This is a genomic window from Agromyces archimandritae, from assembly GCF_018024495.1.
GTDB lineage: Bacteria > Actinomycetota > Actinomycetes > Actinomycetales > Microbacteriaceae > Agromyces > Agromyces archimandritae.
Map to the genome: position 1 here is coordinate 582,758 of NZ_CP071696.1, position 16,198 is coordinate 598,955.

A 16,198-nucleotide genomic window follows, 5' to 3' on the forward strand; every position below is an offset into this window, starting at 1 on the left:
CCGCGAGCCCGTGCTCGCACGCACCGCCCCGTACTTGCCAACGACGTCGACGTAAGGAATCGAATGACCCACCGAATGCTCCCGGTCGCGGCGCTCGCCGCCGCTTCCGCCCTCCTCCTCTCCGGCTGCTCGGCCGCCGGCGACGACTCCACGACCCTGCAGTTCTCGCTCTACATGACGGCCGACAGCGCCCAGAACGAAGTCCTCGCCGAGCTCCTCGACGAGTTCGAGGCCGAAACCGGCACGAAGGTCGAGGTGACCGCAGCCACGACCGCCTACGAGAACAACCTCAAGGTGCAGATGGCCTCCGGCACCCTGCCCGACGTGTTCGCCACGCACGGATGGTCGGTGCTGCGCTACCGTCAGTTCCTCGAACCGCTCACCGAGCAGCCGTGGGCCGACAAGGTGAACCCGGCGCTCGACGAGTCGATGCGCGACGCCGACGGCGAGCTCTACGCCCTGCCCATCGAATACACCGTCACCGGCATCAACACGAACCTCGACGTGCTCGAAGCGGCCGGCGTCGACCCCGCATCCATCGAGACATGGGACGACTTCGACGCCGCGCTGGCGAAGATCAAGGCCTCGGGCGTCTCCCCGATCACCCTGTCGGGCAAGAGCAGCTCCCCCGCCAACCTCGCCGACTTCATCGCCTCGAACGCCTTCACCGACGACGAGCTCGCGGCCTTCGGCGACGGCGACTTCGACACCGACGCCTACACCGACCAGGTGCTCGACCGCATCCAGGGCTGGGTCGAGGCCGGCTACATCAACCCCGACTACGTCTCGGCGTCGCTCGACGACATGGCCCTCCAGCTCGCCCAGGGTCAGGCCGCGTTCGCCTTCAACCAGCCCACGCTGCTCACCACGGCCCTCGGCTACGACGAGGACGTCAACGTCGGCTTCATCCCCCTGCCCACCGACGACGGCGACCGTTACCTCGTGGGCGGCGAGGGCGTGAATTCGTTCGGCGTGTGGAAGGGCGGCGAGCACAAGGACGAGGCCCTCGCGCTCCTCGCGTTCCTCGCCGAGCCCGACCATGCCGCCAAGCTCTCCGAATCGATCGGCACCTACTCCGGGCTCACGGATGCCGAACCCGACCTCGGCGAGATCCAGGCGAGCTACGACACCTGGGTGACCCCCGGCGAGCTGCCCACGAAGCCGTTCTTCGACCGCGTCTCGCTGCCGAGCGGCATGTGGGCGACGATGATCGCCACGACCGACTCGGTCATCACGGGCCAGGCCACCGCGAAGGAGGCCGCCGAGCAGATGAAGACCGAGTTCGACACCCTGTACGGCCAGGGCGACTGACCCGAGCCGTTCGGCCGCGGGCCCGGGTGGGATCCCGGGCCCGCGGCGAGGAAAGGACTCCCATGAGCGCATCCGCTCCGCCTCGCGCCGCCCGCCGCGGCCCGTTCGGCCGGCGCCTCGCCGGCTCGTCGATCAACCTGATGTACGCACCCGCGCTCATCCTGTTCGCGGTCTTCATCGTCGTGCCCGTGATCTCGGGCATCGGGCTGGCGACGACGAACTGGGACGGTTACTCGCCCGAGCGCGACTTCATCGGCGCCGAGAACTTCGCGAGGCTCTTCGCCGATCCGAACTTCGGCACCGCCCTCGTGAACACCTTCGTCTACGGCATCGGCAGCACGATCCTGCAGCAGCTGATCGGGCTGCTGCTCGCCGTCCTCCTCGACCAGCGCCTGCGCGGCCGCAACGTGGCCCGCGCGATCATCTACCTGCCGGCCCTCGTCTCGCCCGTCGTGATGGGCACGATGTACTACCTCGTGTTCCGATACCACCAGGGCGCGCTGAACGACGTCACCGCCGCCTTCGGCGCCGAACCGGTCGCCTGGCTCGCCGACGCCGGGTTCGCCGTCGCCGTGATCGTGCTCATCAACTCGCTGCAGTTCGTCGGCATCTCGATGATCATCTACCTCTCGGGGCTCCAGGGCATCCCCGCCGAGATCAAGGAGGCCGCCTCCCTCGACGGCGCAACGGGGTGGCGGCAGTTCCGCACCATCACGATCCCGCAGCTCATGCCGGCGTTCTCCGCGAGCGTCGTGCTGAACCTCATCGGCGGGCTCAAGCTCTACGACATCATCCAGGTGCTCACCGGCGGCGGGCCGGGCTACGCCACCAACTCGGTGTCGACGCTCATTGGCCGCACCTACTTCGGCAATCAGTCCGCCGGCTACGCCGCCGCGCAGGGCCTCGTCCTGTTCCTCATCATCGCCGCCTGCACCGTGCTCCTGAACCTCTGGTTCGACCGCACCCGATCGCGTCTGGAGAACTGAGATGCGTCGATCGACGAAAATCCTCATCGCCGTCGTGGTGCTGCTCTTCTGCGCGGTGCAGCTCGTGCCGTTCTACCTGGCCCTCACGACGGCCTTCAAGGAGCAGACCGACCTGTCCTCCGTGTGGTGGTTCCCCTTCGACGCCGTCACATTCGACAACTTCTCCTCGGCCGTCGAGGACGGCGGGGTGCTCCGCGCCATCGGCAACAGCGTGATCGTCACGGTCGTGACGACCGTGCTCACGTGCGTGCTCGCGGCCCTGGCCGCGTATCCGCTCGCGCGGCGACGCACCAGGCTGAACCGCTCGGTCGAGTTCCTCATCCTCGCCGTCATGATGGTGCCGCCGCTCAGCATCCTCGTGCCCCTGTACTCGCTGCTCAACCAGCTCGGCCTGCTGAACACCTACGCGGGCCTCATCCTGCCGCTCACCTGCCTCGAGCTGCCGCGGGCGATCTTCCTGTACACCCAGTTCCTGCGGGCGGTGCCGCTCTCGCTCGAAGAGGCCGCCCGCGTCGACGGGGCGAACCGCCTGCAGACGCTCTCCCGCATCGTGTTCCCGCTGTTGAAGCCCGTGACGGCGACGGTCGTGATCCTCACCTCGGTGTACGTCTGGAACGAATTCGCGCTCAGCTCGTACATCCTCACCGGCAACGAGATGCGCACCCTCGCGCCCGCGATCGCCTCCTTCTTCGGTTCGCAGGGCTCGAATGTGAACGCCGCCGTGGCGTCCGCCCTGATCGGCGTGGTGCCGATGCTCGTGGCCTACCTCTTCCTGCAGCGCTACTTCATGAAGGGGATGCTCGCGGGCGCCGAGAAGTGACCGGCGTAGCCTGAGGGCAGGGGGCATCATGGGCGACGACGGGCGGGCGGCCGAGCGCGGCGAGATGGTCGCGTGGACGATCGAGGCGCGCGGGATCCGCGATCCGGCGGTGATCGCGGCGATGCGGAGCGTGCCGCGGGAGGCGTTCGTGCCGGCATCCATCGCAGGCGAAGCCTATGCCGACCACCCGCTGCCGATCGGCTCGGGGCAGACCATCTCGCAGCCCTACATCGTCGCCCTGACCGCCGAAGCGGCCCGGCTGACGGCCGGTGACCGCGTGCTCGACGTCGGCACGGGTTCGGGATACGCCGCGGCCGTCTACGCGCACATCGCGCGGGAGGTCGTCTCGGTGGAGGTCGTGCCGGAGCTGGCGGATCGGGCACGGGCCGCGCTCGCGGCGGCCGGCGTCGGTAACGTGCGCGTCGTCACGGGCGACGGCACGCTGGGGGTGCCCGAGAACGCCCCGTACGATGCGATCCTCGCCGCTGCGGCGGGCCCCGGCATCCCGGAGCCGTGGATCGGCCAGCTCGCGCAAGGCGGCCGCATCGTCATGCCGCTCGAACGCGGCGACGGCTGGCAGCAGCTCGTACGCGCGACCCTCGGCGACGACGGCCTCGAGGTCGCCGAGCTCGGCGGAGTGCGCTTCGTGCCGCTCATCGGCGAGCACGGCATCCGCCCGTCGTAGCGGATGCCCGGCGTCGCGGGGCCTGCGGTGCGACGCCCCGCACGCGGGGGACGCGCCGCAGGCGTCCGGCGAGCATGGACGCGTGTCGGCGCCCCGCCATAGACTCGAAGGACTCGGCAGGAGGCGACATGCGGGTGAGGGCACGTCACGGCGTCGGAACGGCGCTCGCAGGACTGATGCTGGCCGTCGGAGGGGTGCTCGCCGCCGGCGCGACACCGGCGGCGGCGAGCGATCCGGTCGGATTCGGCCCTTCGCCCGTCGTGGATGAGGCCGGGGTGCTCGGCGACCGCCTCGGCGAGGTCGAGGAGGCGATCGACCGCGCCGCCGACGCATCCGGCCGGCAGCTCTTCGTCGCCTTCGTCGACGAATTCGAGAACCCGCAGGCGGCCTCCGAATGGGCCGATCAGACCGCGGCGCAGAACAACATGGGCAAGGAGGACTACCTCCTCGCCGTGGCCGTCGACGGCCGCGCCTACTACCTCTCGGCCGATGCCGAGGCCTCCCTCGACGCCGCGAAGATCGACGGCATCTCGCAGAACGACATCGAGCCGAAGCTGCGCGACGAAGACTGGGCCGGCGCGGCGATCGCCGCGGCCGACGCGATCGGCGACACCGGCGGCGGCTGGGGCTGGGGCCTGTTCTGGGCGATCGTCGTGATCGCGGCGATCGCCGTCGTGATCTGGCTGATCGTACGCTCGCAACGCAAGAAGCAGACGCCAGCCGGGGGTGCGGATGCCGCGGCGCTCCCCCTCGACGAGCTCCGCCGCCGCGCCGGCGGCGCCCTCGTGCAGGGCGACGATGCGATCAAGACGAGCGAGGAAGAGCTCGGGTTCGCCGTAGCCTCCTACGGCGAGGTCGCCACAGCCCCGTTCGCCGAGGCCATCGAGACGGCCAAAGCCAAGATCCGCGAAGCCTTCGGCCTGCAGCAGCGCCTCGACGACGCCGAACCCGACACCGACGAGGAGCGCCGCGCCTGGTACACGCGGATCCTTGAGCTCACCGCCGAAGCCGACCGCGCGCTCGACGAACAGGCGGAACGCTTCGACCAGCTGCGGTCCCTCGAACAGAACGCGCCCAAGGAACTCGAGCGGGTCGCCGCCGCCCTCGCCGCCGCCGAGGGCGAGACCGGCCCGGCCGCCGAACGGCTCGCGAAACTCGGCGGGGCATACACGGCATCGGCCCTGGCATCCGTCGCCGACAACCCCGCGCAGGCCGAAGACCGCGTCGCCTTCGCCCGCACCGAGCTGGATGCCGCACGCACCGCCCTCGAACAGGACGACACGAGCGAGGCCGCCGTGCACATCCGCGCCGCCGAAGAGGCCGTCGACCAGGCGCGCCTCCTCGCCCAGGCCGTCGAGCGCCTCGAGCACGACCTCGGCGAGGCCGACGGCGCCATCGACGCGGGCCTGACCGACCTCGACGCCGATGTGCAGACCGCACGCACCCTGCAAGACCCCGAAGCCGGCCCGCTCGCCGAACGCACCGCCGGCGAAGCCGACGCGATCCGCACCGCCCGGGCAGCCGCCGGCCGCGACCCGCTCGCCCTCGTGCGCCGGCTGCAGGCCGCCGACCAGCAGATCGACCGCCTCATCGAACGCGCCCGCACCGCGCAGGCCAACGCCGACCGGGCCAGGGCCCGGCTCGGGCAGAGCCTGACGGCCGCACGAACGCAGGTGCAACAGGCCGAGGACTTCATCGTCGCCCGACGCGGCGCCGTCGGCGCCGAAGCCCGCACCCGCCTCTCCGAAGCCGGGCGCCTGCTCGCACAGGCCGAACAGCTGCAGACGAGCGACCCCTCGGCCGCCGTCGGCGCCGCCGACCGGGCCGCATCGCTCGCCGGCCAGGCCCTCGAACTCGCCCGGCAGGACGTCGGCGGATTCGGCGGCGGCCCCGGCGGGGGCCTCGGCGGCGGATACGGCGGAGGCCGGGGAGGCGGCGGCGACCTCGGCGCGATCCTCGGCGGCATCCTCATCGGCGGCGCCATGGGCGGCTTCGGAGGCGGCGGGCGCAGCAGCGGCGGCGGCTTCGGCGGCGGACGCGGCGGCTTCGGCGGCGGGCGCTCGCCGGGCAGCTTCGGCGGCGGCGGCACGCGCGGCAGACGCGGGAGCGGAGGCCGATTCTGACGGCGAACGACGACGGGCCCAGGCCCGCGCCATCCATCCACGAACCACCGGGAAAGGAACCACCCTCATGAGCAAGCAGTCCATCTTCGGCCGCATCTCGCAACTCGTGCGCGCCAACATCAACGCCCTCATCGATCAGGCCGAAGACCCTGAGAAGATGCTCGACCAGATGGTGCGCGACTACACGAACTCCATCGCCGACGCCGAGGCCGCCATCGCCGAGACCATCGGCAACCTCCGCCTCCTCGAAGACGACCACCGCGAAGACGTCGAGGCCGCCAAGGAGTGGGGCGACAAGGCGTTCGCGGCCAGTCGCAAGGCCGACGAACTGCGCGCATCCGGCGACACCGCCGGCGCCGACAAGTTCGACAACCTCGCCAAGGTCGCCCTGAGCCGCCAGATCTCCGCCGAGGGCGAGGCGAAGGCCGCCGAGCCGCAGATCGCCTCGCAGACCGAGGTCGTCGACAAGCTGAAGTCGGGCCTGAACGGCATGAAGGAGAAGCTGAACCAGCTGAAGAGCAAGCGCAGCGAGCTCGTCGCCCGGTCGAAGTCGGCCGCGGCGCAGCAGCAGGTGCAGGATGCCGTGAAGTCCATCGACATCCTCGACCCCACGAGCGAGGTGTCGCGCTTCGAAGACAAGATCCGCCGCGAGGAGGCCAAGGTGCGCGGTGCCGCGGAGCTCGCGGCATCCAGCCTCGACGCCCAGTTCAACGAGCTCGAAGACGTCGGCACCACCACCGAAGTGGATGCCCGGCTCGCCGCCCTCAAGGCGAAGGGCGCCTCGGGCGCGATCTCCTGAGGCTCTGCGGAGGTCGCGCCCGCCCGGCGCGACCTCCGCGACCTCGGCCGTGTCGCCGCCTCCGCGGCCCGCTCCGTCTTCGCGACCGGCCGCCGGACCGTCCCGGAAGGGGAACAGCAGGGAACATGCCCGCACGTTTCATCGTCGTCCCGCAGTGGCAGGGCTCCGGCTCGGCCCGTGCCATGAGCCACTCCGACGGCGCACACGCCGTCGCGGGCGAACTGCCGCGAGCGGCCACGCAGGTGCTCGATGTACCCGTCGAGGCCGGCGACTCCCTCGGCACCGGGGTCAAACGCTTCAGCGCGCTCAGGCACGTACGCGAGCTCGTCGAAGCCGCACTCGACACCGTCGACGAGCCCGTCATCCTCATCGGCGGCGACTGCGGCGCCGCCGTCGGCGCCGTCGCGCACGCTTCGCGCCGAGCCGGCGACGAGCTCGTCGTGCTCTGGCTCGACGCCCACCCCGATCTGCAGACGCCCGAGACGAGCCCCTCGGGGGCGTTCGGCGGGATGACGCTCCGCGCGATCGCCGGCGACGGCGCCGACGGGCTCGCCCTCGACGCCGAAACGCGCGTGCCTCCGGAGCGGCTCGTCCTCGGCGGGGCGCGATCCATCGACGAGGAAGAAGCGCGCTACGTCGGCGAGCACGGCATCCCGCTGCTGACCGTCGAAGACCTCTCCGACCCGGCGGCGGCGATCGGCGCGATCGAGGCCGCCGGGGCCGGCGCACTGTACATCCACGTCGACCTCGACGTGCTCGACCCCTCAGCCCTGGCCGGGCTCAGCTATCCGATGCCGTTCGGCGTCGACGCCGCCCCGCTCATCGCACTCGTGCGCGCCCTGGCCGATCGATTCCCGCTCGCCGGCGCCTCGATCGCCGGCTTCGCACCCGGTGGCGCGGGGCCCGACAGCGACGACCTCTCCACCATCCTGAGGCTCATCGGCGCGCTCACCGCGCGCCCGGCCGCCGCCTGAGGCGGCATACGAAGGGGGAACCATGGAACGCGACACGAACGCATCCGGCACCGGCGGCGCCTCGACCGAGATCGAGACCGACGTCGTCGTCATCGGCGCCGGGCCGGTCGGCGAGAACGTCGCCGACCGCACCGTGCAGGGCGGTCTGGACACCGTCATCGTCGAACACGAACTCGTCGGCGGCGAATGCTCGTACTGGGCGTGCGTGCCCTCGAAGGCGCTGCTGCGCCCGGGCGCCGCGCTGCGGGCCGCCCGACGCGTGCCCGGCGCCGCCGAGGCCGCCGGCGGGCACCTCGATGCGGCCCGGATGCTCGCCCACCGCGACGAAGAGGTCGCCGACTGGAACGACGACGGGCAGGTCGCCTGGGTCGAATCCGCCGGCATCCGCCTCGTCCGCGGCCACGGCCGCCTCGACGGTCCGAAGCGCGTGATCGTCACCGGGCCCGACGGCGCCGAGACGGTCATCCACGCCCGGCACGCGGTCGCCGTCGCGACCGGATCCGAGCCCGTCATCCCGCCCGTGCCCGGTTTGGCCGAGGCGCACCCCTGGATGAGCCGCGAGGCGACCGCCGTGCAGGAGGTGCCGGAACGGCTGGCGATCATCGGCGGCGGGGTCGTCGCCGTCGAGGCGGCGACCTGGTTCGCCGATCTCGGGACGCGGGTGACCGTCATCGCCCGCCACGGCCTGCTCGAGCGCATGGAGCCCTTCGCCGGGGAGGCCGTCGCCCGCGGGCTCGCCGGCCTCGGCGTCGACGTGCGCCTGAACAGCCAGGCCGTCCGAGTCGAACGCCGCGGCGACGAGGTGCTGCTCGACCTCGGCGACGGCGACACCCTGGTCGCCGACGACGTGCTCGTCGGCACCGGCCGCCGCCCCCGCACCGAGGGGCTCGGGCTCGACACCGCAGGGCTCGGCTCTACGGGGCACGGCTCTGCAGGGCACGGCTCTGCAGGGCATGGCCGGCTCGACGTGGACGACAGCATGACCGTCGACACCGGCGACCGCATCCCGTGGCTCTACGCCGTCGGCGACGTCAACGGCCGCTCCCTGCTCACGCATGAGGGCAAGTACCAGGCGCGCGCGGCCGGCGACACGATCGCGGTGCGGGCCGAAGGCCGGGCAGTCCTGGACGCAGGCCCGTGGGGCGCGCACGTCGCCACCGCCGACCATCGCGCGGTGCCGCAGGTCGTCTTCGGCGAGCCCGAGGTGGCCGCCGTCGGCCGCACCGAGGCGGAGGCGCGGGCCGCCGGCATGGCCGTGCGGGTCGCCGACTACGAGATCGGCCATGTCGCCGGCGCCGGCCTGCACGCGAAGGGCTACGAGGGTCGGGCGCGGCTCGTCGTCGACGATACGAAGCACGTCGTCGTCGGGGCGACCTTCGTCGGGCAGGACGTCGCCGAGCTGCTGCACGCGGCGACGATCGCGATCGTCGGCGAGGTGCCCGTGCACCGGCTGTGGCACGCGGTGCCGGCCTTCCCGACGATGAGCGAGGTGTGGCTGCGGCTGCTCGAAGAGCTCGGCCGCGACACGGCGGCGAGCGGCGGCAACGCGTGATGCTCAGGATCCGGCTCACGGACTCATGGATCAGCCGCCTCGGTTACGCGTATGCGACCGCCGTCGGGTTCACCTGGGGGTTCCTGCTGAGCACGGGCCCGCTCGAGCGGCGCGAGGGCCTGTGGGTGTTCCGCGGGATGCCGTCGTGGGCGTTCCGACGCGGCGGATCATGCGTCGGCGGCTGCTACCTGACCGACCGGAACGCAGGGGCGCGGGTGCTCAGGCACGAGGCCGTGCACAAGCGGCAGTGGCAGCGGTACGGGATGCTGTTCCCGATCCTCTACCTCGCCGCCGGGTTCGACCCGCTGAAGAACCGCTTCGAGATCGAGGCCGGCCTCGAAGACGGCGGGTACCTGCGCCGTCGCCGCTGAGGGTTGGCGGGTGCGGATGCCGGGCCGCGCGCCAGGGCATCCGCACACGACGAAGGGGGTGGATGCCGGCATCCACCCCCTTCGTGCACGCGCTACTTCGCGAGCGCCTCGGCGATCTTGTCGACGAGGATCGGCAGGCCGCCGTCCCAGTCGAAGGTGAGCGCCGTCGGCGGCGACACCGAGGAGACCGTCACCGGGTCGTAGACCTGCGCGACGCGGCCGGCCTTGACGGCCGGGATCACCTGCAGGGCCGGCTTCTCGAGGAACTCCTTCGCGGCCGCCTCGTCGGCGTGGTAGCTGATGACGACGTCGGCGTCGATGGCGTCGATCTTCTCGTAGCTCAGGTCGTAGTAGAAGCCGCCCTTGCTCGTGTCGAGTTCGGAGACGGCCGGGGCGATCTCGAGGCCGAGTTCGGTGAGGATGCCGACGCGCGGGTCGAGTTCGGTGTAGACGCTCATGACGCCGTCGCCGTCCCAGACGCCGGCGATGGTCTTGCCGGCGAACTCGGGGTGGGCCTCGGCCATCCCGGCGAGGGTCGACTCGATGCCCTCGAGGATCTCGTCGCCGGCGGCGCTGCGGCCGAGGGCGTCGGCGGTGATGCGGATCGTGTCGTCCCAGGTGGTGCCCCACGGCTCGCCCGGGTAGGCGACGGTCGGCGCGATCTCGGAGAGCAGCTCGTACTGCTCCTCCGTCAGGCCCGAGTAGGGCGCGATGATGACGTCGACGTCGGCTTCGACGAACTCCTCGTAGGGCACGGTCGCGCCGCCCTCGGCGTCGGTGAGCACGACCGGCAGCTCTTCGCCGGCCTCCTCGTAGGCGTCCTCGACCCACGGCAGGAGGTTGCCCTCGCCGACGGTCCAGACCTGCTCGGCGACGGCGACGGGGTAGACGCCGGCCGCGATCGCAGCCTCGGTCGACCCCCAGCCCCAGGTGGCCACGCGCACGGGCTCCTCGGTGATCTCGGTCTCGCCGAAGGCGTGCTCGATCGTGATGGGGAACTCGTCGCTCGCACCGCCGGCGGCGGGGCCGTCGCTCGGTTCGGTCTCGGTGCTGCCGGTGGCGCAGGCCGAGAGGACGAGGGCGGCGGACGCGGCGGTCGCGAGCGCGGCGATGGCACGGCGGTGACGCACGGTGACTCCTTCGAGGGTCGGGGTTGGGTAAGGCCAGCCTAAGCTAATTCGGCGCCGCGTGCTCGCCGGGCGGCATCGCGGGGCTCACGCCGCCGAATGCGTGCGGCCGATCGGCACGACGAGCGGGGTTCCCGACACGGGATCGGGCACGACGCGCGCTTCGAGCCCGAACGCGCCCGAGACCGTCTCCTCGGTGACGACCTCCCCCGGCGCCCCTTCCGCGACGACGCGGCCGCCCCGCATGACGACCATGTGGTCGGCGTAACGGGCGGCGAGGTTCAGCTCGTGCAGCACCATGACGACCGTGGTGCCGCGCGTGCGGTTCAGATCGGCGAGCAGGTCCAGCAGCTCCAGCTGATGCGTGACGTCGAGGTAGGTCGTCGGCTCGTCCAGCAGCACGATCTCGGTCTGCTGGGCCAGCACCATCGCGATCCACACCCGCTGCCGCTGCCCGCCCGAGAGCTCCTCGAGGCGCCGGTCGGCGAGATCGGCGACGCCCGTGGCCTCGAGCGCCTCGGCGACGACCCGGTCGTCGTCGCTCGAGTGCCGCCCGAACCAGCCCTGATGCGGGAAGCGCCCGCGCGCCACCAGATCGGCGACGAGCACGCCGTCTGGGGCGATCGAAGACTGCGGCAGCACGCCGATGAGCCGCGCGAGTTCGCGACGCGACAGGGTGCGCGCATCGCGCTCCCCCACCGAGACGTGCCCGCCCTCCAGCGGGTGCAGGCCGGCGAGCCCGCGCAGCAGCGTCGACTTGCCGCACGCGTTCGGGCCCACGATCGCGGTCACGCGCCCGGCGGGAAGTTCGAGGTCGAGGCCGTCGATGACGCGGCGGCCGTCGTAGCCGATCTCGACGCCGTGGGCGGCGAGAGCGGGCGGCGGGGCGGATGCCTCGGGTGCGGTGGATGCGACGGCATCGGTCATGCGCGGCGCCTCCTTTCGTCGGTGGCGAGCAGCCACAGCAGGTAGGGGGCCCCGATGAGCCCCGTGACGATGCCGACCGGGGCCGTGAGCCCCGGGATCGCGTACTGGCCGATGACGTCGGCCGAGAGGGTGAGGGCGGCGCCGACCGCGACGGATGCCGCGAGCGCGGCCGCCCCGTCGCCCTGCAGGCGGCGGGCGATCGCCGGCGCGATGAGGGCGACGAAGGCGACCGGGCCGGCGGCCGAGGTCGCGACGGCGACGAGGCCGACGGCGGCGAAGAGGAGCACGAGCTTGGCACGGCCGGCATCCACTCCGAGCCCGCGGGCGTGGTCGTCGCCGAGGGCGAGCGCCCGGAGCGGCCGGGACGCGGCGCCGACGACGAGGGCGAGCACCGCGACGGCGATCGCGAGCATCCCGAGCTCCTCGCCGCGGATGTCGGCGATGCTGCCGACCGTCCACACGAGCACCGACTGCGCCTCGCGCACCTCGCCGCGGGCGAGGAGCCAGGCGAGCACCGAACTGCACAGGTAGGCGAAGCCGACGCCGACGAGGATGAAGCGGATGCCGTGCAGGCCCTGCCGCCACGCGAACGCCCAGATGAGCCCGGCGATCACGAGGGCTCCGGCGAACGCGACGCCGGAGACGGCGAGCCCGCCCAGGCCGAGCACGAGGATCGCCCACACGGCGCCGAGGCTCGCACCGCCGGCGATGCCCAGGATGTCGGGACTGGCGAGCGGGTTGCGGAGCACCGACTGGAACACGGCGCCCGCGAGCGCGAACGCGGCCCCGACGACCACGGCTGCGAGCACCCGCGGCAGCCTGAGGCGCATGACGACGAACCGGTCGCCGTCGTCGCCGGCGCCCACGAGGGCGGCGAGCACGCGGTCGACGGTGAGGCCGGCGGCGCCGAGCTGCAGGGCGATGACGCCGACGACGAGGACGAGGCCGGCCGCGGCGGCGAGGATGATCGCAAGCCGGCGGCGGGATCCGCGGCGCTGGGCGGCGACGGCCGCGGCGGTATCGGCGACCGCGGGTTCGGCGAGGGCGGCGCTCACAGGCCCGCCACCTTCCGGCCGCGCGCGACCGCGATGAGCACGGGCGCGCCGAGGAAGGCGGCCACGACGCCGGCTTCGAGCTCGGCGGGCGCGGCCAGCAGCCGGCCGATGACGTCGGCGGCGAGCAGCATGACGGGGCCGAGCACGACGGACAGCGCCGTGATCCACCGGTAGTCGCTGCCGATGAGGCGGCGTGCGGCGTGCGGCACGACGAGGCCGACGAGGGCGATGGGGCCGGCCAGCGACGTCGCGGTGCCGGCCAGCAGCACGATGGCCGCCCCCGAGAGGCCGCGGGTGACGCCGACCCGCTGCCCGAGCCCGCGGGCGACGTCGTCGCCGAGCGCGAGGCCGTTCAGCCGGTGGGCGAGCACGGCCGCGAGCACGGCGCCCGCCACGAGGAAGGGCCAGAGCACGGCGACCGCGTCGAGCCCGCGCCCGGTGAGGGAGCCGACCGCCCAGAAGCGGTACTGGTTGAAGGTCTCGGTGTCGCCGAGCAGCATGAGCGTGATGAGCGGCGTGATGAGCGCGGTGAGCGCGGCGCCGACGAGGGCGAGCTGTACCGGCCGCGCGTTGCCGATCGAGAACACGACGGCGGCCGCGGCCGCGGCCCCGAAGAAGGCGAACCAGACGTAGCCGATCGGCGAGGTGACGCCGAGGAACTGGATGCCGCAGACGACCGCGAGCGAGGCGCCGGCGTTGATGCCGAGCAGGCCCGGGTCGGCGATGGGGTTGCGGGTGACGCCCTGGATGAGCGTGCCGGCCAGGCCGAGTGCGATGCCGGCGGCCAGGCCGATGACGGTGCGCGGCAGGCGCTGCTCGACGACGATCTTGTGATCGACGTCTGCGGGGTCGAAGGCGACGATCGCCCGCCACACCTCGCCGGGGTCGATGTGCCGCACGCCGAGCGCGAAGCTCGCCCACACGACGAGCGCGAGGACGACGACGGCGCCGGCGACGACGCCGATGCGACGTGCGGGCCGGGTGCGGGGCGCGCCGCCGGAGCGCACCGCCGGCCGATGCGGAACCGCGGTCGTCATCTCAGTCGAGTTCGGACTTGCCGCGCCGCCAGTAGCCCATGAACGCGACCTGGCGGCGGTCGATGCCGGCCTCCTGCACGAGCATGCGCCGCAGGGCCTTGATCGCGGAGGCCTCCCCGGCCATCCACGCGTAGAGGGGGCCGTCGGCGCTCGTGCCTTCCGGCACCTCCCAGAACACGCCTTCGTCGGCGGGTTCGGCGGTGGATGCCGCGGGCGCGCCCGCAACGGCCGGGCCCCCTTCGAGGCCGAGCCAGCCGCGCACGGCGGGCAGCAGCCCGTCGCCGTGGACCTGCCCGGCGCGGCGCGGGATCCACTCGACGCGGATGCCGGCCGGCGCCCGCAGCTCGAGGCGGTCGTCGCCGGCCGGCACCTCGAGGAAGACGGCGCCGCGTGCGTCGGCGGGCAGGGCCTCGATGATCGCGGATGCCGCGGGCACGGCCGTCTCATCGGCGACGAGGAGCATGCGGTCGACGTCGCCGGGCCGCCAGTCGATGCCGAGGGTGCGGCCCTCGCTCTGCTCATCGGGGCCGACGAGGACGACCTCGTCGCCGGCTTCGGCGCGGATCGCCCACGCCGAGGCGGGGCCCGTGTCGCCGTGGCAGACGAAGTCGATGTCGACCTCGTGGAGTTCGGGGCGCACCGCCCGCACCGTGTAGGTGCGGAACACGTTGCGGCGCACGACCGGCAGCTGACGCCAGGCGTAATACCAGTCCTCACCGGTCGGGAAGTCGGCGAAGCCGCGCTCCGGGTGCGGCAGCACGACCTTCACCCGCTGGTCGAGGCCGGCGGTGCCGAAGTCGGCGAGTTCGGGGCCGCCGAAGGTGATGCGGCGGAACGACGGGCTCAGCTGCTCGGCGCGCACGATCGAGGCGCGGAAGCCCCGGTAGGCCGGTCGGGTTGCGGTGCGGGTCTTCACCTGCGCGGCTGAGGTAAGCATTACCTAAGTGTTGCATACGGCGCGGCGCGCCGTCGAGCGCGGATTCACTCCGCGAGAGCCGGCGCCCGCCGCCCCGCGACCCCGAGGCGCCGCTCGAGCTGTGCGGCGATCGCGAACAGGGTCGCCTCGCCGCCGGGCCGGCCGATGAGCTGCACGCCGACCGGATGCCCGGACTCGGTGAACGCCGTCGGCAGCGTGATCGCCGGCAGCCCGCAGACGTTCACGAAGGAGGTGTACGGGGTGAACCGCACCTGCTGGGCGAAGTTGCGGGCGCCGTCCTCGAGATCCCACGAGCCGACCGCCGGCGGCAGGGACGCGAGCGCCGGCGTGAGCACCGCATCGTACGGGGCGAAGCGTTCGATCGTGCGCCGCTCGAAGCCGGCGAGCCACGCCTGCGCCTCGGCGAAGCGCCGCACCGGCCGGGCGCGGCCGGTCTCGAGCAGCCACCGGGTGAGGGGCTCGAGGAGGCCGAGCCGTTCGCCGTCGACCGGGATCGCCGCCGCGCTCCCCTGCCACAGCGCGATGAACGCCTCCGCGTAGCCGGGTTCGGGGGCGGGCGCGAGTTCCTCCATGCCGTGCCCGGCGGCCACGGCGGCGCGGACGGCCGCGTCGAGGCCCGCGCGCGCCTCCGGTTCGAGGCGGATGTCGGCGACGTCGTCCCACGGGCTTGCCGTGCAGACGCCCAGCTGGAAGCGCCCCTCGCCGCGGATCGCCGCCCCCAGGAACGGGCCGTCGCCGCCCGGAGCCCGCACCGCATACGGATGCCGCGCCGGATACCCGCCGGGGGCGATGAGCCCGTCGAGCAGCAGCGCGGCATCCGCCGCCGTGTGCGCGAGCGGGCCGGCCACGACGAGCCCGCCCGGCGAACCGAGCCCCGAGCCGGCCGGCACACGCCCGCGCGACGGCTTCACCCCCACGAGCCCGCAGCTGGCCGCGGGAATGCGGATGGATCCGCCGCCGTCGGAGCCGGGCGCGAACGGCAGCATCCCGGCAGCGACGGCCGCCGCCGCTCCCCCGCTCGACCCGCCCGCTCCTCGCGACGCATCCCAGGGGTCGCGCGCCGGAGGCCCCACGCGCGTCTCCGTGTAGCAGGGCTGCCCGAACTCGGGCGTCGCCGTCTTGCCGAGGGAGACCGCGCCGGCGGCATCCACCGCCCGCACGAGGTCGTCGGAGACCTCGGGCACGAACCCCGCGCTCGCCCGCGAACCGTACCCCGACGGCACGCCCGCCCGGTCGTTCAGGTCCTTGTCGCCGAGGGGCATGCCCCACAGCGGCAGCGCTTTCGGCATCCGCTCGACCTCACGGGCCCGCTCGAGGGCGAGCTCGGGCGTCACCGTCGCGAAGGCGCCGTACACCGGATTCAGCCGTTCGGTGCGAGCCAGGAAATGCCCGGCGACGTCGACCGGGGAGGTTTCGCCGCGCTGCAGCGCGCCGTGCAGTTCGAGGGCGGTGAGGTCGTGCAGCTCGCTCATGCGGCGAGCCTACGACCTGCCG

15 protein-coding genes are annotated in these 16,198 nt (G+C 73.0%); 9 read left to right on the plus strand and 6 right to left on the minus strand.

Annotated features, from left to right (window positions below; all coding sequences use genetic code 11):
• Window positions 1–63 precede the first annotated feature (63 nt).
• The 9 genes from G127AT_RS02800 to G127AT_RS02840 all read left to right on the plus strand — a co-directional run bounded on the left by G127AT_RS02800 (window position 64) and on the right by G127AT_RS02840 (window position 9,621).
• The gene (locus G127AT_RS02800; protein ID WP_210899546.1) at window positions 64–1,311 is read left to right on the plus strand and encodes an ABC transporter substrate-binding protein; all 1,248 of its coding nucleotides are present in this window, start codon (window positions 64–66) and stop codon (window positions 1,309–1,311) included.
• A gap of 62 nt (window positions 1,312–1,373) precedes the next feature.
• Window positions 1,374–2,297: a carbohydrate ABC transporter permease gene (locus G127AT_RS02805; protein WP_210899548.1), complete on the plus strand. Its 924-nt coding sequence runs from the start codon at window positions 1,374–1,376 to the stop codon at window positions 2,295–2,297.
• A 1-nt stretch (window position 2,298) separates the two neighbouring features.
• On the plus strand, window positions 2,299–3,117 hold the full coding sequence (locus tag G127AT_RS02810; protein WP_210899550.1) for a carbohydrate ABC transporter permease: 819 nt from the start codon (window positions 2,299–2,301) through the stop codon (window positions 3,115–3,117).
• Between the two features lie 28 nt (window positions 3,118–3,145).
• Window positions 3,146–3,802 carry a protein-L-isoaspartate(D-aspartate) O-methyltransferase gene (locus G127AT_RS02815; RefSeq protein WP_244857703.1) on the plus strand — a complete coding sequence of 219 codons (657 nt, stop codon included), beginning with the start codon at window positions 3,146–3,148 and terminating at the stop codon, window positions 3,800–3,802.
• Window positions 3,803–3,930: 128 nt separating this feature from the next.
• Window positions 3,931–5,925, plus strand: coding sequence for a TPM domain-containing protein (locus G127AT_RS02820; protein ID WP_244857704.1), 1,995 nt, complete (start codon window positions 3,931–3,933; stop codon window positions 5,923–5,925).
• 67 nt (window positions 5,926–5,992) lie between these two features.
• Window positions 5,993–6,724, plus strand: a complete 732-nt coding sequence (locus G127AT_RS02825; RefSeq protein ID WP_210899552.1) for a PspA/IM30 family protein — start codon at window positions 5,993–5,995, stop codon at window positions 6,722–6,724.
• 125 nt (window positions 6,725–6,849) lie between these two features.
• The gene (locus G127AT_RS02830; protein WP_210899554.1) at window positions 6,850–7,698 is read left to right on the plus strand and encodes an arginase family protein; all 849 of its coding nucleotides are present in this window, start codon (window positions 6,850–6,852) and stop codon (window positions 7,696–7,698) included.
• 22 nt (window positions 7,699–7,720) lie between these two features.
• Window positions 7,721–9,250, plus strand: coding sequence for a dihydrolipoyl dehydrogenase family protein (locus tag G127AT_RS02835; RefSeq protein WP_210899556.1), 1,530 nt, complete (start codon window positions 7,721–7,723; stop codon window positions 9,248–9,250).
• On the plus strand, window positions 9,250–9,621 hold the full coding sequence (locus G127AT_RS02840; RefSeq protein ID WP_210901775.1) for a Fe-S oxidoreductase: 372 nt from the start codon (window positions 9,250–9,252) through the stop codon (window positions 9,619–9,621). Before G127AT_RS02835 ends, G127AT_RS02840 begins: the two co-directional genes overlap by 1 nt.
• A gap of 92 nt (window positions 9,622–9,713) precedes the next feature.
• Here the strand turns inward: G127AT_RS02840 and G127AT_RS02845 are convergent, their stop codons facing one another.
• From G127AT_RS02845 to G127AT_RS02870, 6 genes are all read right to left on the minus strand, one after another.
• Complete coding sequence (locus G127AT_RS02845) at window positions 9,714–10,751, minus strand: iron-siderophore ABC transporter substrate-binding protein (RefSeq protein WP_210899558.1); 1,038 nt, start codon at window positions 10,749–10,751, stop codon at window positions 9,714–9,716.
• 84 nt (window positions 10,752–10,835) lie between these two features.
• A complete protein-coding gene (locus G127AT_RS02850; protein WP_210899560.1) occupies window positions 10,836–11,675 on the minus strand; it encodes an ABC transporter ATP-binding protein in 840 nt (279 codons plus the stop codon).
• On the minus strand, window positions 11,672–12,730 hold the full coding sequence (locus G127AT_RS02855) for a FecCD family ABC transporter permease (RefSeq protein ID WP_210899562.1): 1,059 nt from the start codon (window positions 12,728–12,730) through the stop codon (window positions 11,672–11,674). The genes G127AT_RS02850 and G127AT_RS02855 overlap by 4 nt, the downstream gene beginning before the upstream one ends.
• On the minus strand, window positions 12,727–13,767 hold the full coding sequence (locus tag G127AT_RS02860; RefSeq protein WP_210899564.1) for a FecCD family ABC transporter permease: 1,041 nt from the start codon (window positions 13,765–13,767) through the stop codon (window positions 12,727–12,729). The genes G127AT_RS02855 and G127AT_RS02860 overlap by 4 nt, the downstream gene beginning before the upstream one ends.
• Before the next feature lies 1 nt (window position 13,768).
• A complete protein-coding gene (locus tag G127AT_RS02865; RefSeq protein ID WP_210899566.1) occupies window positions 13,769–14,704 on the minus strand; it encodes a siderophore-interacting protein in 936 nt (311 codons plus the stop codon).
• A gap of 44 nt (window positions 14,705–14,748) precedes the next feature.
• Entirely contained in the window at window positions 14,749–16,176 is a 1,428-nt protein-coding gene (locus G127AT_RS02870; RefSeq protein ID WP_210899568.1) for an amidase, read from the minus strand.
• Between the last annotated feature and the right edge of the window lie 22 nt (window positions 16,177–16,198).